Origin of the sequence: Pseudonocardia yuanmonensis (assembly GCF_039542425.1) — a bacterium.
Classification (GTDB): domain Bacteria; phylum Actinomycetota; class Actinomycetes; order Mycobacteriales; family Pseudonocardiaceae; genus Pseudonocardia; species Pseudonocardia yuanmonensis.
This window is the reverse complement of sequence record NZ_BAABIC010000020.1, coordinates 1-22701: the sequence shown is the minus strand read 5'-3', so window position 1 is coordinate 22701 and position 22701 is coordinate 1. Positions and strand designations below refer to the sequence as shown.

At 76.1% G+C, this 22701-nt stretch carries 20 protein-coding genes and 1 riboswitch; of the genes, 6 read left to right on the top strand and 14 right to left on the bottom strand.

The annotated features are described in order from the left end of the window. Positions 1-50 precede the first annotated feature (50 nt). A riboswitch (cobalamin riboswitch) is annotated at positions 51-175 on the bottom strand. 93 nt (positions 176-268) lie between these two features. The 3 genes from ABD990_RS25175 to ABD990_RS25165 are packed head-to-tail and all read left to right on the top strand — an operon-like array spanning position 269 to position 3681. Further along, entirely contained in the window at positions 269-1507 is a 1239-nt protein-coding gene (locus ABD990_RS25175) for a precorrin-3B synthase (RefSeq protein WP_345383218.1), read from the top strand. Further along, on the top strand, positions 1504-2133 hold the full coding sequence (locus ABD990_RS25170; RefSeq protein ID WP_345383217.1) for a precorrin-8X methylmutase: 630 nt from the start codon (positions 1504-1506) through the stop codon (positions 2131-2133). Before ABD990_RS25175 ends, ABD990_RS25170 begins: the two co-directional genes overlap by 4 nt. After that, positions 2134-3681 (top strand): precorrin-2 C(20)-methyltransferase, encoded by a 1548-nt coding sequence (locus ABD990_RS25165; protein WP_345383216.1) that lies wholly within the window; start codon positions 2134-2136, stop codon positions 3679-3681. Here the strand turns inward: ABD990_RS25165 and ABD990_RS25160 are convergent. The 3 genes from ABD990_RS25160 to cbiE are packed head-to-tail and all read right to left on the bottom strand — an operon-like array spanning position 3663 to position 6446. Beyond that, complete coding sequence (locus ABD990_RS25160) at positions 3663-4397, bottom strand: cobalt-precorrin-6A reductase (protein ID WP_425569659.1); 735 nt, start codon at positions 4395-4397, stop codon at positions 3663-3665. The two genes, ABD990_RS25165 and ABD990_RS25160, sit on opposite strands and share 19 nt — an antisense overlap. A gap of 50 nt (positions 4398-4447) precedes the next feature. Continuing rightward, positions 4448-5191, bottom strand: a complete 744-nt coding sequence (cobM, locus tag ABD990_RS25155; RefSeq protein ID WP_345383214.1) for a precorrin-4 C(11)-methyltransferase — start codon at positions 5189-5191, stop codon at positions 4448-4450. A 28-nt stretch (positions 5192-5219) separates the two neighbouring features. Further along, positions 5220-6446, bottom strand: coding sequence for a precorrin-6y C5,15-methyltransferase (decarboxylating) subunit CbiE (cbiE, locus tag ABD990_RS25150; RefSeq protein ID WP_345383213.1), 1227 nt, complete (start codon positions 6444-6446; stop codon positions 5220-5222). 93 nt (positions 6447-6539) lie between these two features. On the opposite strand from cbiE, the gene ABD990_RS25145 reads away from it, so the two are divergent. Continuing rightward, on the top strand, positions 6540-7196 hold the full coding sequence (locus ABD990_RS25145; protein WP_345383212.1) for a haloacid dehalogenase type II: 657 nt from the start codon (positions 6540-6542) through the stop codon (positions 7194-7196). Positions 7197-7567: 371 nt separating this feature from the next. Continuing rightward, positions 7568-8473 (top strand): IniB N-terminal domain-containing protein, encoded by a 906-nt coding sequence (locus ABD990_RS25140; RefSeq protein ID WP_345383211.1) that lies wholly within the window; start codon positions 7568-7570, stop codon positions 8471-8473. A gap of 63 nt (positions 8474-8536) precedes the next feature. Here the strand turns inward: ABD990_RS25140 and ABD990_RS25135 are convergent, their stop codons facing one another. From ABD990_RS25135 to ABD990_RS25085, 11 genes are all read right to left on the bottom strand, one after another. Beyond that, positions 8537-8782, bottom strand: coding sequence for a hypothetical protein (locus ABD990_RS25135; protein ID WP_345383210.1), 246 nt, complete (start codon positions 8780-8782; stop codon positions 8537-8539). 16 nt (positions 8783-8798) lie between these two features. Next, a complete protein-coding gene (locus ABD990_RS25130) occupies positions 8799-9368 on the bottom strand; it encodes a hypothetical protein (RefSeq protein WP_345383209.1) in 570 nt (189 codons plus the stop codon). Between the two features lie 22 nt (positions 9369-9390). Further along, the gene (locus ABD990_RS25125; RefSeq protein ID WP_345383208.1) at positions 9391-10134 is read right to left on the bottom strand and encodes an ABC transporter ATP-binding protein; all 744 of its coding nucleotides are present in this window, start codon (positions 10132-10134) and stop codon (positions 9391-9393) included. Next, a complete protein-coding gene (locus ABD990_RS25120) occupies positions 10131-10994 on the bottom strand; it encodes an ABC transporter permease (RefSeq protein ID WP_345383207.1) in 864 nt (287 codons plus the stop codon). Before ABD990_RS25120 ends, ABD990_RS25125 begins: the two co-directional genes overlap by 4 nt. Beyond that, complete coding sequence (locus ABD990_RS25115) at positions 10991-12031, bottom strand: ABC transporter substrate-binding protein (protein WP_345383206.1); 1041 nt, start codon at positions 12029-12031, stop codon at positions 10991-10993. Before ABD990_RS25115 ends, ABD990_RS25120 begins: the two co-directional genes overlap by 4 nt. Positions 12032-12220: 189 nt before the next feature. After that, positions 12221-13864: a GAF domain-containing protein gene (locus tag ABD990_RS25110; RefSeq protein WP_345383205.1), complete on the bottom strand. Its 1644-nt coding sequence runs from the start codon at positions 13862-13864 to the stop codon at positions 12221-12223. Between the two features lie 148 nt (positions 13865-14012). Continuing rightward, positions 14013-15062 (bottom strand): Ldh family oxidoreductase, encoded by a 1050-nt coding sequence (locus ABD990_RS25105; protein WP_345383204.1) that lies wholly within the window; start codon positions 15060-15062, stop codon positions 14013-14015. 10 nt (positions 15063-15072) lie between these two features. Then, entirely contained in the window at positions 15073-18462 is a 3390-nt protein-coding gene (locus ABD990_RS25100) for an ATP-binding protein (protein ID WP_345383203.1), read from the bottom strand. Further along, positions 18459-19790 carry a sensor histidine kinase gene (locus ABD990_RS25095; protein WP_345383202.1) on the bottom strand — a complete coding sequence of 444 codons (1332 nt, stop codon included), beginning with the start codon at positions 19788-19790 and terminating at the stop codon, positions 18459-18461. The genes ABD990_RS25100 and ABD990_RS25095 overlap by 4 nt, the downstream gene beginning before the upstream one ends. 9 nt (positions 19791-19799) lie before the next feature. Then, positions 19800-20465, bottom strand: a complete 666-nt coding sequence (locus ABD990_RS25090) for a LuxR C-terminal-related transcriptional regulator (protein WP_345383201.1) — start codon at positions 20463-20465, stop codon at positions 19800-19802. Further along, a complete protein-coding gene (locus ABD990_RS25085) occupies positions 20456-21139 on the bottom strand; it encodes a sensor histidine kinase (protein WP_345383200.1) in 684 nt (227 codons plus the stop codon). The genes ABD990_RS25090 and ABD990_RS25085 overlap by 10 nt, the downstream gene beginning before the upstream one ends. Positions 21140-21338: 199 nt before the next feature. On the opposite strand from ABD990_RS25085, the gene ABD990_RS25080 reads away from it, so the two are divergent. Then, a partial coding sequence (locus ABD990_RS25080) for an Hsp70 family protein (protein WP_345383199.1) occupies positions 21339-22701 on the top strand: 1363 nt, incomplete at its 3' end.

The following is a 22701-nucleotide window of genomic DNA, read 5'->3' as shown; positions in this document are numbered from 1 at the left end:
CTCCTGCGGGATCCGCGTCCCGGGTCGGTGGTGGTGCGCGGCGGGCGGGTCAGTGTCCTGGCTCCCGGATCCGCGCTCGCCCCGGCCTTCCAGGTGTCTCCCCGTGGCCGTCCGTGCGGGGTCTGCTCCCCGGTGACAGTGGCGGGACCGCGCCGGACTCGCACCGGTCTTCCTGGGTCCCGCTCGCCGTATGCGGTTGTGTCGGGCCCACTCTCCGCAACGGGATCACTCCGCGTCAAGCCGCCCGGTCCGTGTTTACAGTGCTGCCGTGCCCACCCCGCCACCGGCCGCCCGCTCGCGCGCCGACGCCTGCCCCGGCGTGCTCGCGCCGCACGACGCGGCCGACGGTGCGCTGGCCCGCGTCCGGCTGCCCGGCGGGGTCGTCGCGGCGGCGCAGCTGCGGGTGCTCGCGGCCTGTGCCGAGGAGCTCGGCGACGGCGCGGTGCACCTCACCTCACGGGGGAACCTGCAGCTCAGGGGCCTGGACCGGGAGGACCCGCGGCTCGTGTCGCGGCTCGCCGCGGCGGGCCTGATCCCGGCGCCGTCGCACGAGCGGGTGCGCAACGTCCTGGCCTCGCCGCTGTCCGGGATCACCGGCGGGAGGGCGGACGTCCGGGGTCTGGCGCGCGTGCTCGACGAGGCCCTGTGCGCCCGCCCCGCACTCGCCGCGCTGCCCGGCCGGTTCCTGTTCGCCCTGGACGACGGGAGAGGTGACGTCGCGGCCGAGCGGCCGGACCTCTGCTGGGTCGCGGAGGCGCCGGACCACGGGTTCCTGCAGGTCGCAGGGGTGCCGACGGCGGTCGTGTGCACCCCGGCGGAGGCGCCCGCCCTGCTCGTCGCCGCGGCTGAGGTGTTTCTCACGCTCCGCGAGAAGGCGCGGGCCGGGTGCGCGGGTGCCTGGCGCGCCGCCGAGTTGCCCGACGCACCCGCCCGGATCGCCGCCGCCCTCCTGCCCCGCGGGTCGGGAGCTCCCGCACCTGACCCTTCCGCGAGTCGGGATCTCCCGCAGCGCGAGTCGGGAGCTCCGGTCGGGCCGATCCCCCGCGCGGCGGGCGGCGAGGCCCTCGGCGTCGCCCCCGTGCTGGGCGAGATCTCGGCCGCGCAGCTGCGCGGGCTCGCCGCCGCCGCCCCCGAGACGATCGTGACGCCCTGGCGCACGCTGGTGCTCCCCGATCCCGCGCCCGACGCCGTGCAGCGCCTGCGCGCGCACGGGTTCGTGCTCGGCGCGGACGCCCCCGCGCTCGCGCTCAGCGCCTGCGCCGGACGGCCGGGCTGCGCCAAGTCGCACGCCGACGTCCGCGCCGACGTCCGGGAGGTGCTGGCGGGGAACGGCCCGCTCCCCCGCGCCCATGTCGTCGGGTGCGCGCGGCGGTGCGGGGCGCCGCACGAGCCGCACCTCGACGTCGTCGCCCTGCCGGACGGCACCTACGCCGTACACGACCGGACCGTCCCCGACCTGTCCACCGCCCTCACCGTCCCCGCACCGACCGGAGAGCCCACCGTATGACCAGCGACTACATCCGCGACGGCGCGGAGATCTACCGGCGGAGCTTCGCCACGATCCGGGCCGAGGCCGACCTGTCGGCCTTCCCGCCGGACGTCGCGTACGTCGTCGTCCGGATGATCCACGCGTGTGGGCAGGTCGACCTCACGAGCGACGTCGGCTTCTCCCCCGGCGTCGTGACGGCCGCGCGCAAGGCGCTGCAGGACGGCGCCCCGATCCTGTGCGACGCGATGATGGTCGCCTCGGGCGTCACCCGGGCGCGGCTGCCCAAGGACAACGAGGTCGTCTGCACTCTGCGCGACCCCGAGGTCCCGGGCATCGCCGAGCGGATCGGCAACACCCGCTCGGCCGCCGCGATGGAGCTGTGGCGGGACAAGCTCGACGGTGCCGTGGTCGCCATCGGCAATGCGCCGACCGCGCTGTTCCACCTCCTGGACATGATCGACGCCGGTGCGCCGCGCCCGGCCGCCGTCCTCGGCATCCCGGTCGGCTTCATCGGCGCCGCGGAGTCCAAGGAGGCGCTCGCCGCGCGCCCCGACCTCGAGTACCTGGTGGTCCACGGCCGGCGCGGCGGCTCGGCGATCACCGCGGCCGCGCTCAACGCCCTGGCCAGCGAGCAGGAGCTGTAGATGACCGGCACCCTCTACGGGGTGGGCCTCGGCCCCGGCGACCCCGACCTCGTCACGATCAAGGCCGCCCGGCTCATCGGCTCCGCGGACGTGATCGCCTACCACTCCGCCCGGCACGGTCGCTCGATCGCGCGTCGGATCGCCGAGCCGCACCTGCGCGGCGACCAGATCGAGGAGGCGCTGGTCTACCCGGTCACCACCGAGACCGTCGACCACCCGGGCGGTTACCAGGGCGCGATCGACGAGTTCTACGCCGAGGCCGCCGAGCGGCTCGCCGCGCACCTGGCGGCCGGGCGGGACGTGGTGCTGCTCGCCGAGGGCGACCCGCTCTTCTACGGCTCCTACATGCACATGCACAAGCGGCTCGCCGGCCGGTTCCGCGCCGAGGTGGTGCCCGGCGTGACCTCGGTGAGCGCCGCCGCGGCCGCGCTCGGGCAGCCGCTGGTGGAGCGGGACGAGATCCTCACGATCCTGCCCGGCACCCTGCCCCGCGAAGTGCTCGCCGAGCGGCTCGCGGCCACCGACTCCGCCGCCGTCATGAAGCTCGGCCGCACGTTCACCACCGTCCGCGAGGCCTTCGCGGACGCCGGCAAGCTCGACCGGGCGCAGTTCGTCGAGCGCGCCACGATGGACGGGCAGCGCACCGGCGCCCTGGCCGACATCGACCCGGAGTCCGTGCCCTACTTCTCCATCGCCATGCTCCCGGGCGAGGTCGCCGCGAGCATCCCGGACCCCGCCGATCTCAGGGCGGAACAGCGGGCCGAGACGGAGACGGTGCCCGAGGACCGGGTGACCGGCCGCGGTGAGGTCGTCGTCGTCGGGACCGGTCCGGCGGGGCGGGACTGGCTGACCCCGCAGGTCGCGGCTGCCCTCGCCGCGGCCGACGACCTCGTCGGCTACGGCCCCTACCTCGACCGGGTGCCGCCGAACCCGCGGCAGACCCGGCACGCCAGCGACAACCGCGTCGAGGCCGAGCGGGCCGCGCACGCGCTGGACCTGGCCGCGTCCGGCCGGAACGTCGCCGTGGTCAGCGCGGGCGACCCCGGCGTGTTCGCGATGGCCACCGCCGTGCTCGAGGTCGCGTCCGAGCCGAAGTACCTCGACGTGCCGGTGCGCGTGCTGCCCGGGCTCACCGCCGCCCAGGCGGTCGCCGCCGCCGTCGGCGCCCCGCTCGGGCACGACTACGCGATGATCTCGCTGTCGGACCGGCTCAAGCCGTGGGAGACCGTCGTCGACCGGCTGGTGCACGCCGCGCAGGCCGACCTCGCGATCGCGATCTACAACCCGCGCTCCAAGGCCCGGCCGTGGCAGGTCGGCGCCGCCCGGGACGTCCTGCTGGAGCACCGCGCCCCGGAGACCCCGGTCGTCCTCGGGCGGGACGTCGGCGGCGCCGGCGAGCGCCTGACGGTCACCACCCTCGGCGAGCTCGATCCCGAGCTGGTCGACATGCGGACGCTGGTCGTCGTCGGCTCGTCGACCACCCGCGTCGTGGTGCGCGGCGGCCGGCCCACGGTGTTCACCCCGCGGCACTACGCGCCGAGCCCGTAGGCCTCCTCCAGCACCGCGACGCAGGCGGGCGGGTCGGCCACCACCGACACGCCCGCCGGTAGCGGCGGCCGGTCGACGACGATCACCGGCACGCCCGCCTCGCGCGCCGCGGTGAGCTTCGCGGCGGTCGCCGACCCGCCCGAGTCCTTGGTGACCAGCACGTCGATCGCGTGCTCCTGCAGCAGCGCCCGCTCCCCCTTCACGGAGAAGGGCCCCCGGTCGAGGACCGAGTGCATCCGGCGCGGGACGGGCGGATCCGGCGGGTCGACCGAGCGCACGAGGAACCACAGGTGGAGGCCGGCGAAGGTCGCGAGGTCCTGGCGGCCGGTCGTGAGGAACACCCGCGACCCGACGGCCGGCAGCAGCGCGGCGGCCGCGCCGAGCGACGGGACGCGGCGCCAGTCGTCGTCCGGGCCCTCGGTCCAGCCGGGGCGGCGCAGCACGACGAGCGGGACGCCGGTCCCGGCGCTCGCCGCGGCGGCGTTGGCGGTCATTCCGGCGGCGAAGGGGTGCGTGGCGTCGACGACGACGTCGATCGCCTTGTCCCGCAGGTACTCCACCAGCCCGGGCACCCCGCCGAAGCCGCCCACGCGCACCTCGCCGGGCGGCAGCAGCGGGTTCCGCACCCGCCCGGCCAGCGAGGACACGACCTCGGCGCGGCCCTGCAGCAGACCGGCCAGGGCGCGCGCGTCCGTCGTGCCGCCGAGGACGAGGATCCGCACGTCAGAGGGGGTCGTGAGTGCCGACTGCCGTTCTCGGGGCGTTGTCACGCACGGCATCGGGTGTCGGAGTACAGGTGGCTGTCCGGGAACTGCTCCGCGGCGAGCGCGGGCCCGACGATGATCACTGCAGTGCGCTGGATGCCCGCCTCGTGCACGGCGTGGGCGATGTCGTCGAGCCGCCCGCGCAGCACGATCTCGTGCTCCCGGCTGGCGTAGGCGACCACGGCGGCCGGGCAGTCGGCGCCGTACGAGGGCGCCAGCTCCTTGACCACCTCGTCGATGCGGTGCACGGCCAGGTGCAGCACCAGCGTGCCGCCCGCGGTGCCGAGCGCCTCCAGGGACTCCCCCTCGGGCATCGGGGTCGCGCGCGCCGCGATCCGGGTCAGCGTGACGGTCTGGGCGACGGTCGGGACCGTCAGCTCGCGCTTGAGCGTGGCCGCCGCGGCCGCGTAGGCGGGCACGCCGGGCGTGACGTCGTAGGGCACGCCGGCCGCGTCGAGCCGGCGCATCTGCTCGGCCATCGCGGAGAAGACCGACGGGTCCCCGGAGGCCAGCCGCGCGACGTCCAGGCCGTGCTCGTGGGCCCGGACCATCTCGTCGACGATCTCGGCCAACGTCATCAGGGCCGTGTCGACGGTCCGCGCGTCGGGCGGGCAGAGCTCCAGCATCTCCGGCGGCACCAGCGACCCCGCGTACAGGCACACCGGCGAGGCCGCGATGAGGTCGCGGGCGCGGATGGTCAGCAGGTCGACGGCGCCGGGGCCGGCGCCGATGAAGTGCACGGTCATGCTGCTCGCTCCGGCAGGCTGCGCTCGGTCACAGGTCGGTGCTCCAGATCGTCACGGGCATCGCGGGCTTCCAGCCGAGGAAGCCGCCCACGGGTTCGGCGCGGGCGACCTGCAGCCGCACCAGGGTGCCGCCGAAGCGCTCGCGGGCGGCCGCGAGCGCGGCCTCGGACTCCACGGTCACGCCGTTGGCCACCAGCCGCCCGCCCGGGGGCAGGGCCTCCACGCACGCCTCCAGCACGCCCGGCCGGGTGAGGCCACCGCCGATGAACACGGCGTCGGGCTGCGGGAGGTCGGCGAGCACGGCGGGGGCGCGGCCGGTCACGACCTGCAGCGCGGGCACGCCGAGCGCCGCGGCGTTGCGCCGGATGCGCTGCGCCCGTTCGGGATGGACCTCGACGGCGACCGCCCAGCAGGAGCGGTGCGCGCGCATCCACTCGACGGCGATGCTGCCGGCACCCGCGCCGACGTCCCACAGCGTCTGGCCGGGGCGCGGGGCGAGGTGGGCGAGGGTGACGGCCCGGACCTCGCGCTTGGTGAGCTGCCCGTCGTGGTCGTAGGCCTCGTCGGGCAGGCCGGGGACCTCGCCGTGCACCCGCGCGCCGGGCGCGGCGGCGCACTCCACGGCGACGACGTTGAGCGCGTCGCCCTCCGGGTGCAGCCAGTCCCGCGCGGTCCCCGAGTACAGCCGCTCCCCCGGGCCGCCGAGCTGCTCCAGCACGGTGAGCCGGCTCGGGCCGAACCCGTCCGCCGTGAGCTGCGCGGCGAGCAACGCCGGTGAGGCCGCCCCGGCGCTGAGCACCAGGATCCGCCGGCCGGGGCTCACCGACCGGCGCAGCCGCTCGACCGGGCGCCCGACGATGCTCACCACGTCGACGTCCTCGCTCGGCCAGCCCAGCCGGGCGCAGGCCAGGGTGACGGACGACGGGTGCGCGATCACGTGCATCCGCTCGGCCCCGACGGTGCGGGCCAGCGTCGCGCCGAGGCCGAAGAACATCGGGTCGCCCGACGCGAGGGCGCACAGACGCCGCCCGGAGTACTCCTCGAGCAGCCCGGGCAGGGCCGGGACCAGCGGCGACGGCCAGGCCACCAGCTCGGCCTCGACCTTGCCCGCCACCAGGTCCAGCTGGCGGGGCCCGCCGAGGATCACCTCGGCCGCCGCGAGGGTCTCCTGGGCCGTGCCCGCGAGCCCGGACCAGCCGTCCGCCCCGATCCCGACGACGGTGACCGCCGGTTCCTCGTGCGCACCCGTGTCCACGGGTGCAGACCATACGTGGCTCCCGGGTGATCGACGCCGGCGTCGTGGGCGGAAGCACGGCGAACCGGGCTCGCGGGTGCCACGATCGCCGGCATGGCTCCCGAGACGGTGGTCTTCGACGTCAACGAGACCCTCTCCGACCTGCGCCCCCTGACCGACCGGTTCACCGAGCTCGGGGCACCCGAGCACCTGTCGACCCTGTGGTTCGCGAGCACGCTGCGGGAGGGGATCGCGCTGGCCGCGGCGGGCGACTACCGGCCGTTCGCCGAGGTCGCCCGGGAGACCGCGCAGGACCTCCTGGCGCCCTACACCTCCGACGAGGAGGCACCCGACCATGTGATCAGGGGGTTCCTCGCGCTGCCGCTGCACCCCGACGTCGTCGAGGGCGTGAGGCGGCTCCGCGCGGCCGGCTCCCGGCTGGTCACCCTGTCCAACGGCGCCGCCTCGGTCGCCGAGCGGCTCCTCGGCGAGGCGGGGATCCGGGACGAGTTCGAGTACGTCCTGTCGGTCGACGACGCCGGGATCTGGAAGCCGGCCCCGGGCGCCTACGAGTTCGCGGCCCGGGTGTGCCGCAGGGAGCCCGGCGAGCTGCTGATGGTCGCCGTGCACCCGTGGGACCTGCACGGCGCGGCGCGGGCCGGGCTGCGCACGGCGTGGATCGACCGCGACGGCCGCCGCTACCCCGAGCACGTGCAGGCGCCGGACCACCGGGTCCCGAGCGTCGGGGCGCTCGCCGAGCTCCCGGGTTGAGTCCCCGCACCCGTTCGGGGAGCGGAACGGGGGTTCCGGGCAAGGCCGGGTCACGATTTGCTCGTCCTTTCGTGTCGCTTTCCCGGCCGTGGTCAATGCCGCGGTAAACCCACTGCACGAATATCGCCTCCCGATCATTCTCGCGGTGTTGCGCGCCGGGCGTCCGATTGCTGCCGGGAAAGGGCGTCGTCGCAGTTCAGATGCGCGCTTGCGGCATTCCGCCGCCCCGTTGTCGGAATTGCCGCACCGTCCCCGCACGGCCGTCACGGGAAAGGGGGATCACGCCCGATCCGCCGACCTGTCCCGGTTCCTAGCGTCGTCGCCGAACCGCCCACCCCGGGCGACACCGCGACGACCTCCGGGAGACCACCGTGGCCACCACGACGCTGCTCGACCTGCTCATGAACCTGCTGCGCGACCCCGCCGAGCAGCAGGCGTTCCTCGCCGACCCGAGCGGCTACCTGCAGGAGTGCGGGCTCGCCGACCTGTCCGCCGAGGACGTCCGGGACGCGGTGACCCTCGCCGCCGACAACCCGCACCACGACTGGGACGGGCACGGCCACCACGAGCTGCCGCCGGCCCCGCCCGTGCACCACCACGGCCACGGCGGCCACAGCGGCCATGACGCCGACCCGCACGCCGAGGCCGCGGACTACCTGAGGACCTACATCACCACCACGTTCGTCGACGACCGCCGGACCTTCCTCGACCAGTCCTTCCACCAGGACATCGACACCCACGGCGGCGACGTCGACCAGCGCATCGACCTGCACCAGACCACCGCCAGCGGCGACGACGCCGTCGCGGTCGGCGGGGACGACCGCGCACCGGTCGCGACGGGCGACCACGCCGTGGCCGGCTGGGGCGACGACGTGGTGGACGGCGACGACGACACGGCATCCTTCGGCTCCGGACCGGCGGTCGACCAGTCCGGCGCCACCGCCGACCACGGGGGCGCGCTCTCCGGCACGGGCCCCGCGACGGGGACCTTCACGGACAGCAACGACCACCTGGCGAACTTCGGCTCGGGCTCGCTGGCGGACAAGGGCGGCGACGCCACCCGGTCGAACGCGCACAACGACACGTCGACGGACTCGCACGACGACGACCACACCGACTCGCACGACGACAGCCACGTCGACAGCGGGCACAACGACACGGACACCGACACCCATACCGACACCCACACCCACGTCTCCGACGACCACTCCGTCAGCGACAGCCACGCCGTCGACAACCACCCGACGGACGACCACTCGTTCGACCTGCACGTCTGATCCGTGAGTGCCGACTGCGCCTCTCGCGGCAGTCGGCCCTCACGACCCCTCCTGACCTGCGGATCAGTCGGCGTCGTGACCGGGGTCGAGGTGGGCGTAGTGCTTGGGCCGCAGCGGCATCGCGTGCACCACCCGCTCCCCCGCCGGGCCGTGCTCGACCACGACCTCCAGCAGGTTGCGGTCCCGGTCCGGGCCGATGCACAGCATCCGGCCGGGCTCCTGCGGCACCCGCCACAGCGGCGCGGCCACGACCGCCCGGATGGCGTCGGCCGGGATGCCGTGCTTGAGCGCCCCGGCCGTGATGTCCACGCGACCAGCGTAGGCGTCAGGCGGTCCGGCCCGCCCGCTGCGCCTTCCAGACGCCCGCGTACTTCTTCCGGTACTTCGGGTCGTCCTCGGAGTCGATCAGTTCCAGCGCGGTCGCCCGGACGGTCTCGTCGCCCGTCGCCTCGTGGACGTCCCGCAGGCTGCAGACGATGTCGTGGCGGATCAGGGACCAGTTCTTCTCCGCACGGCACTCCGCGAACCGCGCCACCAGGCCCTCGCGGTACGTGTCGAGCGGGGTCCCGCCGAGGGCGCCGACCTTCCACAGCGACTGCAGGCAGTGCCGTGCCGTGACGAAGCGATCGTCCCGGGTGACCTCGAGCAGCGCGGGGAAGTCGCGGACGATCCGCTCCTCCGGGTCGCTCTTCGCGAGGTTGCACAGCAGCTGCGCGGCGATCGCGCGGACGTGGTTGTCCCGGTCCCGCAGACCCGCGACGAGCTCGTCCCAGGCCTCGTAGGCCCACGCGACCGGCCCGTCCGTCGCGGCCGTCAACGCCTGGTAGGCGGCGTTCTGCACGCCCCGGTCGGACGAGCCGACGTCCGTCAGCGCGCGGCGGAGATCATCGTCCACGCGCGCAGTCAAGCACGCTCCCTCAGAGCCGCGTCCCGCCGCGCAGCGTGTCGAGCAGCTCCGCCTCGGCGGCGGCGAAGGCCGGATCGGTGAGCACGCCGACCTCGCGCGGCCGCGGCAGGTCCACCCGGACCTCGCGGGCGACCCGGGCCGGACGCGGCGAGAGCACCAGGACCCGGTCGGAGAGGAACACCGCCTCCCGGATGTCGTGGGTGATCAGCAGGACCGTCCAGCCGAAGCGGCCGCGGACCTCCTCCAGCCACTCCTGCATCGCGGTGCGGGTGAGCGAGTCGAGGGCGCCGAAGGGCTCGTCGAGCAGCAGCACCTCGCGGTCCTGCACCACCGTGCGCAGCAGCGCCGCCCGCTGGCGCATCCCGCCCGAGAGCTCGGCCGGCCGGGACCTCTCGAAGCCGGCGAGGCCGAACGGCCCGAACAGCTCGCGGGCACGGTCGCGGGCCTCCCGGCGGCGCACCCCGGCCACCTCGAGACCCAGCGTGGTGTTGTCCAGCACGGTGCGCCACGGGAAGAGCAAGTCCTTCTGCGGCATGTAACCGAACGTCTCCCGGCCGGCCGGGGCGCCGTCGACCAGGACCCGGCCGCGGTCCGGCTCGACCAGCCCGGCCAGGACGCCGAACAGCGTGCTCTTGCCGCAGCCGCTCGGCCCGAGGATCGAGACGAACTCCCCCGGCGCGACGTCGAACGACACCCCGTCGAGCACGGGCAGGTCGCCGAAGGCCAGCTCGAGACCGTCGACCGTGATCTTCACCGGCGCGCCCCCCTGATCCAGGGCGCCACGACCCGCTCGACCAGGTAGGTCAGGCCGAACAGCGCGACGCTGACCAGCGCCGTCACCCCCACCGCGGCGAGGACGAGGTCGGTGCGGAAGGAGTTCTTCTGCTGGGCCATGTAGATCCCCAGCCCGGCCCGGGCGCCGACGTACTCGCTGAAGATCGCGCCTGTGACCGCGTAGGTGATCGCGATCCGCAGCGCGGTGAAGAACGACGGCAGGGCACCCGGCAGCCGGACGTACCGGAACTCCGCCCAACGGCCACCGCCCATGCTGCGCAGCAGGTTCGCCGCCTCGGGATCGGCCCGGGAGAAGCCCTCGATCAGCCCGACGGCGATCGGGAAGAAGGTCACCAGCGCGATCACCAGCACCTTCGGCAGCAACCCGAAGCCGAACCAGATGATCATGAGCGGCGCGATCGCGATGATCGGCAGGGTCTGCGAGGCGACCAGCAGCGGGACCAGCGCGCGGCGCAGCCACGGCGAGAAGTCGACGACGACCGCCAGCACCCAGCCCACCGCCAGCGACACCGCGAACCCGACCGCGGTGACCTGCAGCGTCGGCAGGGTGTTGGCCCACAGCACGTCCCGGAACGCCCAGCCCTGCTCGACCACGCGCAGCGGCGTGGGCAGGACCTGCGGGCGGACGGCGAGGACGGTGACCGCCCACTGCCACACCCCGAGCAGGAGCAGCACCACCAGCACCGGCGGCGCGACCCGCCGCAGCAGGGACGGCCGGCCCCGCGACGGGCGCCGCGCGGGCGGACGGCCCGCGCGACCCGGCAGGGACGGCGGCGGGGTCGCCGGCTCCGCGACGGGCCGGTGGTCGGCGCGGGTCACGACGTGGCCCCACCCGGCGTCAGGTAGTCGTTCGTGAACCACGTCGAGAAGTCCGGACGGGTCGTGACGGGCTTCCCGGCGGCGTCGACCACCGCGCCGGTGTCGATCAGGAACCCGGAGAAGCCCTGCCAGCGCTCCAGGGTCTGGGTGCCGACCTTCCCGGTGTCGTCCTTCAGGTAGTCCTTCGCGAGCATGTCCTGGCTGCGGGTCACCAGCTCGGGCTCGGTGAAGGCGCCCGGGTTCGCCTCCTGCAGGTCCTTCGCCGCGCGGGCCGGGTCGTCCGCGGCGAGCTGGTAGCCGCGCTGGGCGGCCTGCACGAACTTCGCCGCCTGGTCCGGGTGGTCCTCGAGCCAGGTGGAGTTGCCGATCAGCAGGACGTTGTAGGCGTCCGGGAAGCCGTAGTCGGTGTACTTGAAGGTCTTGAGCGGCTCGTTGCGCAGCTGGGCCTCGATGCCCTCCCAGGCGACGAAGGGCTCGGTGAAGTCGACCTGCCCGGCGTACAGCGCCTCGTACGCGCTGGTCCCCAGGGTGACGGTCTGGAACTCGCCGGTGCCGCCCGCGTCCCGGATGACCTGGCGCATCTTCGGCTCCTCGCCGGGCCCGCCGAAGCCGCCGTAGGTCTTGCCGTCGAGGTCCTTGGGCGAGGTGATGTCGGCGCGGTCGGCCTTCACCGCCACCTCGGTGGCCCAGTGCTGCAGGATCGCCATCACCGAGGTGATGTCGGCGCCGGCGGCCCTCGAGAAGGTGAACGAGTCCTGGAAGCTGATCCCGAACTCGGCGGCGCCGGTGCCGACCAGGGTGTCCGGCGACGTGTCGCTGTACGGCAGGAACTGGACGTCCAGCCCCGCCTCGCGGAACCAGCCCTCCTGCTGCGCGACGTACAGGCCGCTGTGGTTGGTGTTCGGTGTCCAGTCCAGGGCGATCCGGATCGGCTCCGACGAGCCCTGCCGCCCGGCGGCGCCACCGCAGCCGACGAGGAGCAGCGCCAGGCCGACCACGAGGGCGGCCAGCCGGACGGGGGTACGGGACAGGGACATGCGCGACACGGTCCTCCCTACGCCGGTGCTAACCGGGTCAGGTGCGAACGGTCGACGGCCGGTCCTGCCGCCCTCTCAGCCTCGGAACGTGAGTGCTCCCGCGGGTTCGGAAGCAGACCCTACGTCTCCCCGCGCCGGGGTGCCACCGCCCCCCCGGGGTGTGACGTCGGCGTGAACGGGCGGGGCGGGTCAGGTGATGTCGGCGCGGCGGTGGCGGGCCCGCGGGGCGCCCGAACCCGGGATCGGCGGGGCGTCCGGTGTGGAGGGTGCGGCGCGGCGACCCGGCGCGGACCGCTCCTCGGCACGCCGCTCGCCCTCGCGCTGCTGCGGGACCCGCGGCGCGTCGGGCCGGTCCTCGGCGCGTCGGCGGCCGCCCGGACGCTCCGGCGTCGCGATCCCGGGGAGCGCCGCCTGGTCGAGGTCCCACGGGTCGCGGCCGGGCAGGACCTCGCCCGCGGGCTCGCGGAGCCGCCGCTTCCCGCCACCCGCCGCCGGAGCCGGGTTCGACGGCGGGCGGTGCGCACCGTGCGCACCGTGTCCACCCTGCCCGCTGCGCTCGGCGTGCCCCCTGCGGCCACCCTGCTCACGGGGCTCACGGTGCTCACCGTGCTCACCGTGGCCGGCCGATCGGTCCGCCCGGCGGCCCGGCGACGGTGCGGCACCGCCGTGCCGGGGCTGGGGCCCGGGGGGTGCATGGGGCACGGGCGGGAGGGCGTCGGGCGCACCCGGGCCGGGTGCGTCGGCGCGCCGCTCGGCAGGGGCACCGGACCGGCGGGGCTCGCGGGGACCGGTATCCCGCGGACCGCGGGGTTCCGAGCGGGACCCGCGCGACCGCTCCGCCTCCGGCGCCGCACGCCGGCCCGCGGGCGCGTCGGAGCGGGGGGCCCCGGTGGCGGCGGGGTGGTCGTCCGCGAGACGGCGTCGCCCGCCGCCCGAGCGGCTGCGCTCCTCCTCCGGGCGCCGCTGAGAGGGGATCGGGTTCCCGCCCGTCCGCGGCGCGGCCCCCCGTCCCGCAGGAGCCTCCCCCCGTCCGGCAGGACCCTCCGCCCGTTCGGCAGGACCCTCTCTCCGTCCGGCAGGACCCTCGCCGCGTCCGTCCGGTGCCACCACCCTCAGCACCTCGGTCGGCGGGTCCTCGCCGGCCGCGGCCCGGTCGTCCGTGCGGTCCAGAACCGCCCGCGCGGCCTCTGCCGGCTCGACGCCCCCCTTCCTCGCCCGGCTGGCCAGGTACCGTGCGGCCTCCTCGACGTCCGTGCGGTACCGCTCGGCGAGCATCCCGGTGGCGTGCGCGACCGGCAGTGCGGCCTCGTGCTCCGCGGTCAGCCGGGCGACCGTCGCGGTGAGCCGGCGCAGCGCCCAGACGTCCGCGATCCGGGCCGAGAGGACCTCCGCGAGCCCGGCGACGGCGTCGACGTGCCCGTCCCCCACCGGCCGCCCCGGGTGCCCGAACAGCTGCAGCCCGCCGACCGGCTCCCCGTCGACGACCAGCGGGACGACGACCGAGCAGGTCAGCCCGGTGTCCGCGGCGGCCGCGGCCAGCTCCGGCGGGCCGATGCGGGTGAGGTCCGGGGTGACCATCGGGCGTCCCGACCGGACGGCGCCCTGCACGGGACCGGTGCCCGCGCGCAGCTCCATCTCGCCCAGCCGCCCGGCCGCGGTGTCCGACGCCGACACCCCCGCGACCCCGGCCACCCGGTCGGGCGAGTCGACCAGCACGATCGCCGCGCCGGAGACGCCGAGCGTCGTGGGCAGCGCGGTGCAGACCGAGGAGAGCAGCGAGGTGAGATCGGCGCCGGCCACCGCCGTGCGCCCCACCTGCAGCGTCAGCCCCACGATTCCGGGATCGTCCGGATGCATCTGCCCCCCAGCCCCCTCGGACGGTGTCACCGCACGTGCTACGGCGCGTAGTCAACCATCGGCCGTCCGTGAGACGGCACGGACGATGATGGGCTGGTCCGAACGGCTCAGCCTGGGATGTCGGTCACGCTCCGGCGCCGCCCTGCTCCTCCCGGAGGGCGCGCACCTGGGCCCAGGTCGCCGCGTCGACGGGCACCCCTCGGAACCGGTTGTGCGCCCTCGCCTCCCGGGCGCGGTCGCCGGGCACCTGGACGCCGGTGTGCCCGGGCGCCGGGGCGAGGGTCCGCAGCTCGTCGAGGAAGGCGGCGATCGCGGGCTGCGTCCGGCCCACCCCGAAGGCCGCCGGCGCGAACGCGATCAGGAGGTCGCCCTTCGTGACGGGGTCGGTGGTGTCGAGCGTGCCGCGGACCTCCCGCCCGAGCGCCGTACCCGTCAGCGAGGCGACCAGCAGTTCGAGGACCAGCGACAGCGCGTACCCCTTCGGCCCGCCCACCGGCGTGATCGCCCCGTCCAGGGCGGCGGCCGCGTCCGTGGTCGGTGCGCCCTCGGCGTCGACGGCGGCGCCCTCGGGCAGCGGCTCGCCGCGGGCGGCGTGGTCGAGCACCTTGCCGCGGGAGATCTGCCCGGTCGCCATGTCCAGGACGACGGGTTCGCCGCCGGTCGGGATCGCCGCCGCGATCGGGTTGGTGCCGAGCATCGCCGGCGCAGCGCCCCACGGGTGGACGAGGGCCTCGCTGGTGGTGGTCGCGAGCCCGGCCAGCCCGGCCCCGGCCAGCCGCTCGACATAGGGGGCGAGCATCCCGAGGTGCCCCGCCCGGCGGATCGCCGCCACGGCGACCCCGGTCCGCGGCACCCGTTCCACCAGCGCCTCCACCGCCCGGTGGGCCACCGGCGGCCCCAGCCCGGTGCGGCCGTCCACGGCCAGCACCGCGTCCGTGGTCCAGCGCAGGTCGGGCTCGGCGGCGGGATCGAGCACCCCGTTGCCGATCCGCCCGACCAGCACCGGCAGCCGCCGGATGCCGTGCGACGCGTGCCCGCGCAGGTCGCCCTCCAGCAGCATCCCGGCCTGCTCGCGGGCCGCTCGCTCCGGCGCGCCGAGCCCGGTGAGGACCTCCGTGGTCACGGCCAGGTGCTCGTCGACGGGGACGCGGTGCACACCGTCGGCGTCGATCATGCGGGCGACCCTACCGGCCGGCTCCGACACCGGCGGGCGGCGTCGGTGCCGTCCCGACGCCCACCGGGGTGGCGGGCGGCACGGGCGTCTCCGCCAGCATCCGCTCGCACGTGCGGACGAGCACCGCGGCCGCTGCCCGCTGGTCCCGCGTGGACACCGGGTGCTCGGCGCGCCGCTGCCAGCGGCTGAGCTGCGCCGCGGCGGCGAGCCGGATCTCCTCGGGACCGGCGTCGGGGGCCAGGCCGAGCCGGCGGTGGGCCGCGGTCCCCTCCGCGCCCAGCAGCAGCTCGGCCGCGGCGCGCTCGTCGGTGGACAGGGCGGGGTTGCCGGCGCGCAGCCCGTCGACGAGGTCGAGCTCGGCGAGCTCGTGCGCGGTGGAGCGCAGGCGTTCGAGCTGGTAGCGCAGGTCGCCGTCCGCCCCGGCGGGGTGCCCGGCGACGATCTCGTCCAGCTCGCGGAGCACGGCGCGGGCGCGCAGCGCGTCGGCCCGGTCGGCGAGCCCGCGTTCGAGCAGCTCCCGCAGCCGCGGCACCCCGCTGCGCCGGGTCAGCTCGGCGGCGATCTCGTCCGGCCGGGCGCCGTCGGCGGCGAGCTCGGCCACGAGGGCGGAGCCGGTCCTCCCGCGGGTCAAACCGGCCGCGACGGGGACGACGGTGTGGCAGCGCCGCCGGACCTGCGGTTCGGCGCCGAGCCGGCGGGCCTCGCTCCACGGCTCGCCCGGGAGCTCGTCGGCGCGGGCCAGCACGCCGATCGCGGGCGGCCCGGCCGGCGGCACCGCGTCGGTCCCGGGCAGGACGACGAGCAGCACGTCCCCGTCCGTGCCCTCGACGACCTCGAGGTCGACCTCGCCCGGGGTCGCCGCCAGCGCCGCCACCAGCGTGGACACGCCGGACCTCGGCGGCCCCGACACCGCGACCCGCAACGGGCGGTCGAGGTCGGCCTCGAGCGCGCGCAGCCGCTCGCGCACGCCCGGGTCGCCCAGCTCGGCGGCGGCGGCGGCCAGCGCGCGCCGCACCTGCCCGGGCAGCGTCCCGTCCGTGCCGTGATCGTGGTGCTCGCGCGGGACGGCCGGCACCGGACGGGTCTCGACGACGAGTCCGGGGACGTCGAGCGCGGTGGTGTCGGCCTCGGCGTCGGGCAGCGGGACCGCGGGCGCGGTCACCGTCCCCTCCTCCGGCTCCGGTACCGGGACCGAGCCCTCGACCGTCGTCCCCTCGCCGGGCGCGGACCGCAGGTCCACCCGTCCGCCGGCGGCGACGATCCGGGCGGCGACGTTGCGCAGCCCGCGCCCGGCCGTCGCGGCCGCCGGCCCGACGACCGCCGGCTCGGGCACCACGAACCCGGGCCCGGTGTCCCGCACCGTGAAGTGCAGCCGCCCGTCCTCCTCGGTGAACCGGACGACGACGTCCGCGCCCGGCGCGTGCTTGTGCGCGTTGTTCACCGACTCCAGGCAGCAGAAGTACACCGCCGCCTCGAGCTCCGGCGGGTAGCGCCGGCCGGGCGCCAGCAGCGACTCCACCCGCACGGGGGGCGGCCCTGCGAGCTCGGCCTCCAGCGCCGCGACGAGCCCGCGCTCGGCCAGCGCGATCGAGCGGACGCCGCTGGCGGTCTCGGCGAGCACCGCCTCGGCCGTGTCGAGCTGCCCGGCCAGCACCCCGAGCCGCTCGCGGGCCTGGTCGATCCGGCCGGTCTCCACCTCGTGCTGCACGAGCCCGAGCACCAGCCGCAGCGAGACGAGCTGGTGCTGGGCGCCGTCGTGCAGGTCCCGCTCGATCCGTCGGCGCTCGCCGTCCATCTCCGACACGGCCTCGCGCCGGGAGACCGCGATCTCGGCCGCGTGCGCGAGCGCGGCCCGCAGCTGCCGCTCCAGTTCCACGCCCAGCCGGCTGGCCGTGACGACCACGCCGAGGCTGTCCGCGATGTCCTCCAGCAGGTGCCGGCGGTCGGCGTGCAGGCCGGCCACCGCGGCCCGGTCCACCTCGAGCGTGCCGAGGTGCTGCTCGCCGCCACGCACGGGCACGCCGACGAGGCCGGTGCCGTCGTCCCGCGCGGTCGCGCGCCTCGAGGCCCACTCGTAGGTGCGGTCACGCAGGCCGGGGCGCACGACGGTCAGCCGGCAGCGCGACGAGCCGAGGGCCCGCCCGACCGCCTCGGCGACGCGGGCGAGGTCGGGCGCGTCCGACGCCGCGGTCCGCGACAGCGCCGCGACCTCGGCCAGCGCGCTGTACGGGGTGGGCCGGCGACCGTAGAGCAGCCGGTCGGTGAGCCCCTCCACCGCCCGGTACACGGGGAGGAAGGCGACCGCGGCCAGGATCGACGCGCCGAGCGAGGACCACAGCGGCCCGAGCCCGATCAGCCACCCGGCCGCCTCGAACACGATCACGCCGCCGCCGACGACGGCCACGGCGAGCACGGCCGCGAGCACCCGGCTGAACCGCGCCTCCGCCGACCACAGCCGCTCGGCGCGCACCGCCACCAGCACCGCGACCGCGATCGCCGCCGAGCCGACCCGCGAGGCCCAGAACAGCAGCGCGATCGGGGCGGCCGCCGTGCCGTGCGCCGTCGGGTCGTAGAGCTCCAGGCCCGGCACGCCGAGGAGCCACAGCACGACCGTGCTGATCCCCAGCACGACGATCGCCGCGAAGGCCGCGACGAGCAGGCTGAACACCAGCCGGGCCTGGGTGCGCAGGGCGGCGGTCGCGCCCCGGCGGATCCGCCCGGGCAGCACCGCCACCCCGACCAGCGGCACCAGGAAGCCGAAGAACAGCACGCAGCTCGTGGTGTGCGGGAGCAGGGCCGTGCCGAACCCGACGACGCCGAGCACGGCCGCCCCGAACACCGCCAGCGTCACCCGGCCCGAGCGCCCCCACCGCCCCAACCACGCACCCTGCGGCGTCGGGAAGACCAGCAGCGCCAGGACGTAGGCCGCGCAGGCCACGCCGTGCAGCACGATCTGGTGGATGGGCCCCGCGGCGATCCCGGTCGCGGTGTCCACGGCCGTCGCGGCCGCGTGCGCCTGCAGGTTGAACGCGCCGCCGGAGCCCACCATGGCCAGCGCGAGCAGCCGGATCGGCCAGCCGCGGCCGCCGCGCACCAGCAGCACCACCGCGATCGCGACGGCGAGCAGGCTCAGCACGTAGTCGACGAGGAGCTGGTCCAGCGGCTCGGTCGCGGGAGCCGCGGCGGCGACGGCCTGCGCCCACACGCCGTCGCCCGCCCCGAAACCGGGCACGAACCAGGCGAGCGCGACGTACGCCCCGACCGCCAGCCAGCCCAGCGCCACCACGGCGCAGACGACGAGGACCACCAGGTAGACCGCGACGGCGAGCCGGTGGAGCCCGCTGCGCGCCGCAGGATCGCCGGCCGCCACCCCGGCCGTCACGCCCGTCGCCGCGCTCACACCCGCACCTCCCGGGCGACCTCCACCGCGGGTTCCAGCCGCTCGGGCAGGCTGGCGGTGAGCACCAGCCGTCCGTCCTCGTCCGTGGTCAGCCCGGCCTCGCCGCCGAGCGCGGCCAGCCGTTCGAGGTCACCGGCCAGCGCGGCGCGCAGCTCCCCCGGCGCGAAGCCGGGCCGGGGGTCGACGACGCGGACGGCCAGCCGGCCTTCGGCGTGGGTCAGCTCGACCTCCAGCTCGGGCCCCTTCGACGCCGCCAGCCACTGCAGCGCCGAGGCGGCGACGTAGTAGACGCCGGACTCGACCTCCCAGGGCAGCCGGTCCTCGGGCGCGCCGGCGAGCCGGACCGGCCGGTCCAGGTCCGCCGCGACCTCCTCGAGCGCGCCGACCGGTCCCTGGTCGCGCAGGACCTGCGGGTAGACGCCGCGGGCGATGAGCCGGAACCGCTCGAGCAGCTCGTCGAGCTGGGTCCCGGCGCGGCGCAGCGCGGAGGCGGCCCGGGCCGGTTCCGGCGCGCTCCCGCCCAGGTCCTGGCGGGCGCCGTCGAGCACGATCCGGAGCGTCGCGAGCCGGTCCGTGGTGGCGTGCGAGAGCTCGCCGACCAGCCGGCGCCGCTCGACGTCCCGGGCGGTGGCCAGGCGCTCGCGGGACCGCTCCAGCTCGGCGGCCAGCTCGGCGGCCCGCCGGACGCGGTCGCGCAGCTCGGTGTTCATCGCGACCCCGCGCAGCAGCAGTCCCGCCCCGCCCGCGACGTCCCGCATGAGCTGCTGGTCGGCCGGGGTGATCGCGGTGGACTTGCGGATGGCGAGCACGGCCCGCAGGGTCTGCCCCTCGACGATCGGGACGACGTGGTCGGCCCGGCGCTCCGGGTCCTCCCCGCCGAGCAGCACCGCGAGGTTCGGCACGGTCTCGCCGGCGGGGTCGACGCCCTCGCGCGGCGGGTGCACCGCGGCCGTCACCAGCCGGTCCGAGACCGCGAGCCAGACCCGCGCCTCGCGCGCCCCGGTGCCCTCCGCCAGGACCTCCGCGAGCCCGGGCAGGGCCGAGTCCGGGGTGCCGCTGCGGATCCGGGCGGCCGCCTCCGCCAGCGCCGAGTAGGGGGTGGTGCCCCGGGTGTGGGTCAGCCGCTCGACGACGCGGTCGAGGACGGGCCGCAGCCGCGCCGCCCCGACGGCGCACACCAGCGCCGCGAGGAAGGGCAGCAGCACCCCGATCTGCCCGAGCCCGGTGTCGAGCAGCACGGGCGGCAGGACGACGAGGACCGCGAACACGACGAGGACCGCCCCGCCGACCAGCGCGGCGCGCAGCCCCAGCGCGGCCCACCTCTCCATGCCGGACCGTCAGTCGCCGTCCCGCTGGGAGCGGAGGTAGGTCAGCACCGCCAGGACCCGGCGGTGGCTCTCGGTCTCGTCGGTGTGCAGGCCGAGCTTGGCGAAGATGCTCGCGATGTGCTTCTCGACGGCCTTCGGGGTCACGTACAGCTGACCGGCGATGCCGCCGTTCGACCGCCCCTCCGCCATCAGCTTGAGCACGTCCAGCTCGCGCTCCGAGAGCGAGGCGACCTCGTCCTTCTTCTCCCCGCGCGGCCGCTCCACCAGACGCTTCGCCAGCACCGGCTCGATCACGATCTCGCCGTCGGCGATCCGGGTGAGGGTGTCGGTGAGCACCTCGACGCTGCCGACCTTCTCCTTGAGCCGGTAGCCGATGGCGTCCGTGCCGATGTCGAGGATCTTCATCAGGTAGTGCGACTCGGCGTAGTGCGAGAGGAACAGCAGCCCCATGTTCGGCCACTTCTCGCGCAGCCGCTCGGCGGTGACCAGCCCGCCGTCGGGCTCGGGGGGCATCCGGATGTCCAGGACGGCCACGTCGCACGGGGTGCTCGCGAGCGCGGCCAGCAGCTCGTCGCCGCCCGCGGCCACCGCCACGACCTCGTGGCCCGCGGCCTGCAGGAGCATCAGCAGCCCCTCGCGGAACAGGGCGCCGTCCTCGGCCAGTGCTACTCGCATGGAATCCTCGCAACGATCGTGCCGGTACCGTCGATCTCGTCCGGCGGGGCGGAAACGTCACACACCTCGTCGCACAGCTCGTCGCGGACCGAGCCCCCGAGCGGGCGGGCGCGGTCCAGCAGCAGCTCCTTCAGCCCCGGCTCCGCACCGGCCACCGTGACGACGAGCTCGGCCTCCGAGCCCGCGACCATCACGCACCGGGCCGAGACCGGGTCCGCGGTCAGGGCGTCGGCCAGGGCGAAGTACACGGCGCCCTCGGCGGCCGCGCCGAAGCGCCGGCCGTCGTCGCGGACCCGCAGCGGGGCGTCGAGCCGCTCGGCGAGCTCGCGCAGCGCAGGGCCGAGCCCGGCCTCGTCGAGCAGCGGCGGGTAGATCTGGCCGGCGACGTCGCGGAGCTCCTGCAGCACCGCGTGCAGCTCGTCCTGCAGGACGCCGATCGCGTCGCGCAGCTCGTGCTCCGCCTCGGGGACGCGGTGCCGGAACAGGCCCAGCTGCAGGACCAGGGCCGAGGCCCGCAGGGCGGCGCCGTCGTGCAGCTGGCGCTCCAGCCTGCGCCGCCCCTGCCACTGCTCGCGCTCGCGCCTGCGGCGCGCCTCGGCGACGGCCGAGGCGGGACCCGGGCGGGCCGTGGGGACGGCCGGCACGTTCCCCGGTGCCGCGGGCTCGAGCCTCATCGGGGAATCGTCCCGCCGCGGGACCTGCTCGGGAAGGGGGTCGGCCCCCTCGCAGGGTAGGGCCAGCCCCCCGCTCGGCGAAAACGGTAATGACAGCGTGACCTGGGACGAGTATCACTCCAGAGCATCGTGTGCTCGTACCGTCGGCAGTGCTGAAACGCGCGGGGCCGCGGGCCCCGCGCCTCCGAGAGGTGGCGGAGTGTCCTACAGCCTGGGCGTGGACCTGGGTACGACGTTCGTGGCCGCTGCGGTGGCGAACGCGTCCCGGGTCGAGATGTTCACCCTCGGCGACCGCAGTGTGGTGACACCGGCCGTCGTCTACCTGCGCGAGGACGGCACCGTCGTCACCGGCGACGCGGCCGGCCGGCGGGCGGTGAGCAATCCCGACCGCGTCGGCCGGGAGTTCAAGCGCCGTCTCGGCGATCCCACGCCGGTGATGCTCGGCGGTGCCCCGCACGCGGTCACCGCGCTGCTGGCGAGCCTGCTCTCGGACGTCGTCGCCCGGGTCTCGGCCACCCAGGGCGCGGCCCCGGACTCGATGGTGCTGACCCATCCGGCCAACTGGGGCCCGTTCCGCCGCGAGCTGTTCGACGAGGTCCCGCAGCTGGCCGGGGTGGCCATGCCGCGGATGGTGACCGAGCCGGAGGCCGCCGCGGCCCACTACGCCGCGTCGCGGCGGCTGGAGAACGGCGAGATCGTCGCCGTCTACGACCTCGGCGGCGGCACGTTCGACGCCACCGTGCTGCGCAAGCGTCCCGAGGGCATCGAGATCCTCGGCTCGCCGGAGGGGATCGAGCGCCTCGGCGGGGTCGACTTCGACGAGGCGATCCTCGCCCACGTCAACTACGCCGCCGGCGGGGCGCTGTCCGAGCTGGACATGAGCGACCCGCAGACCACGGTGGCGCTGGCCCGGCTGCGGCAGGACTGCGTGCTGGCCAAGGAGGCGCTGTCGATCGACACCGAGACCACGATCCCGGTGTTCCTGCCCAACCGGCACTTCGACGTCAAGCTCACCCGCGCCGAGTTCGAGGACATGATCCGCGCGCCGATCGAGTCGACGATCGGCGCGCTCAACCGCACGCTGCGCTCGGCCGAGGTCACCCCGGACGAGCTCAGCGCGGTGCTGCTGGTCGGCGGGTCCTCGCGGATCCCGCTGGTCGCGCGGATGGTGTCCGAGGAGCTCGGCCGGCCGACCGTCGTCGACGCGCACCCCAAGTACGCGGTCGCGCTCGGCGCCGCCACCCTCGCCGGCGGGCAGGGCGGGAGCAGCGCTTCGAACGGGTCCGACGGGCCCGCCCCGGCCACCACCGCCTTCCCGCCGGTCACCGTGGGTCCGGCCGGTGCCGCGGCCGCGGTCGGGGCGTTCGGGGCCGCGGCGGCCGGTGCGGCGCCCGCTCCGACGGCCCCGGCGCCTGCTCCGGAGCCGGCACCGTTCTCCCTGCCGTCGGGTTCGGGGCTGCCGACGTTCGGTCCCCCGACCGGCCCCCCGCCCGGGCCGACCCCGGCGGCGGCCGCGATGTCGTCGACCGCGGCGGCCGCGGCACCCCCGGCCCCGCCAAGTC

Excerpts from the sequence above, each read along its gene's own strand:
- ABD990_RS25170 (WP_345383217.1), top strand. The coding sequence starts at position 1,504 with ATGACCAGCGACTACATCCGCGACGGCGCGGAGATCTACCGGCGGAGC.
- ABD990_RS25165 (WP_345383216.1), top strand. The coding sequence starts at position 2,134 with ATGACCGGCACCCTCTACGGGGTGGGCCTCGGCCCCGGCGACCCCGAC.
- cobM (WP_345383214.1), bottom strand. The coding sequence starts at position 5,191 with ATGACCGTGCACTTCATCGGCGCCGGCCCCGGCGCCGTCGACCTGCTG.
- ABD990_RS25145 (WP_345383212.1), top strand. The coding sequence starts at position 6,540 with ATGGCTCCCGAGACGGTGGTCTTCGACGTCAACGAGACCCTCTCCGAC.
- ABD990_RS25115 (WP_345383206.1), bottom strand. The coding sequence starts at position 12,031 with ATGTCCCTGTCCCGTACCCCCGTCCGGCTGGCCGCCCTCGTGGTCGGC.
- ABD990_RS25105 (WP_345383204.1), bottom strand. The coding sequence starts at position 15,062 with ATGATCGACGCCGACGGTGTGCACCGCGTCCCCGTCGACGAGCACCTG.
- ABD990_RS25095 (WP_345383202.1), bottom strand. The coding sequence starts at position 19,790 with ATGGAGAGGTGGGCCGCGCTGGGGCTGCGCGCCGCGCTGGTCGGCGGG.
- ABD990_RS25090 (WP_345383201.1), bottom strand. The coding sequence starts at position 20,465 with ATGCGAGTAGCACTGGCCGAGGACGGCGCCCTGTTCCGCGAGGGGCTG.
- ABD990_RS25085 (WP_345383200.1), bottom strand. The coding sequence starts at position 21,139 with ATGAGGCTCGAGCCCGCGGCACCGGGGAACGTGCCGGCCGTCCCCACG.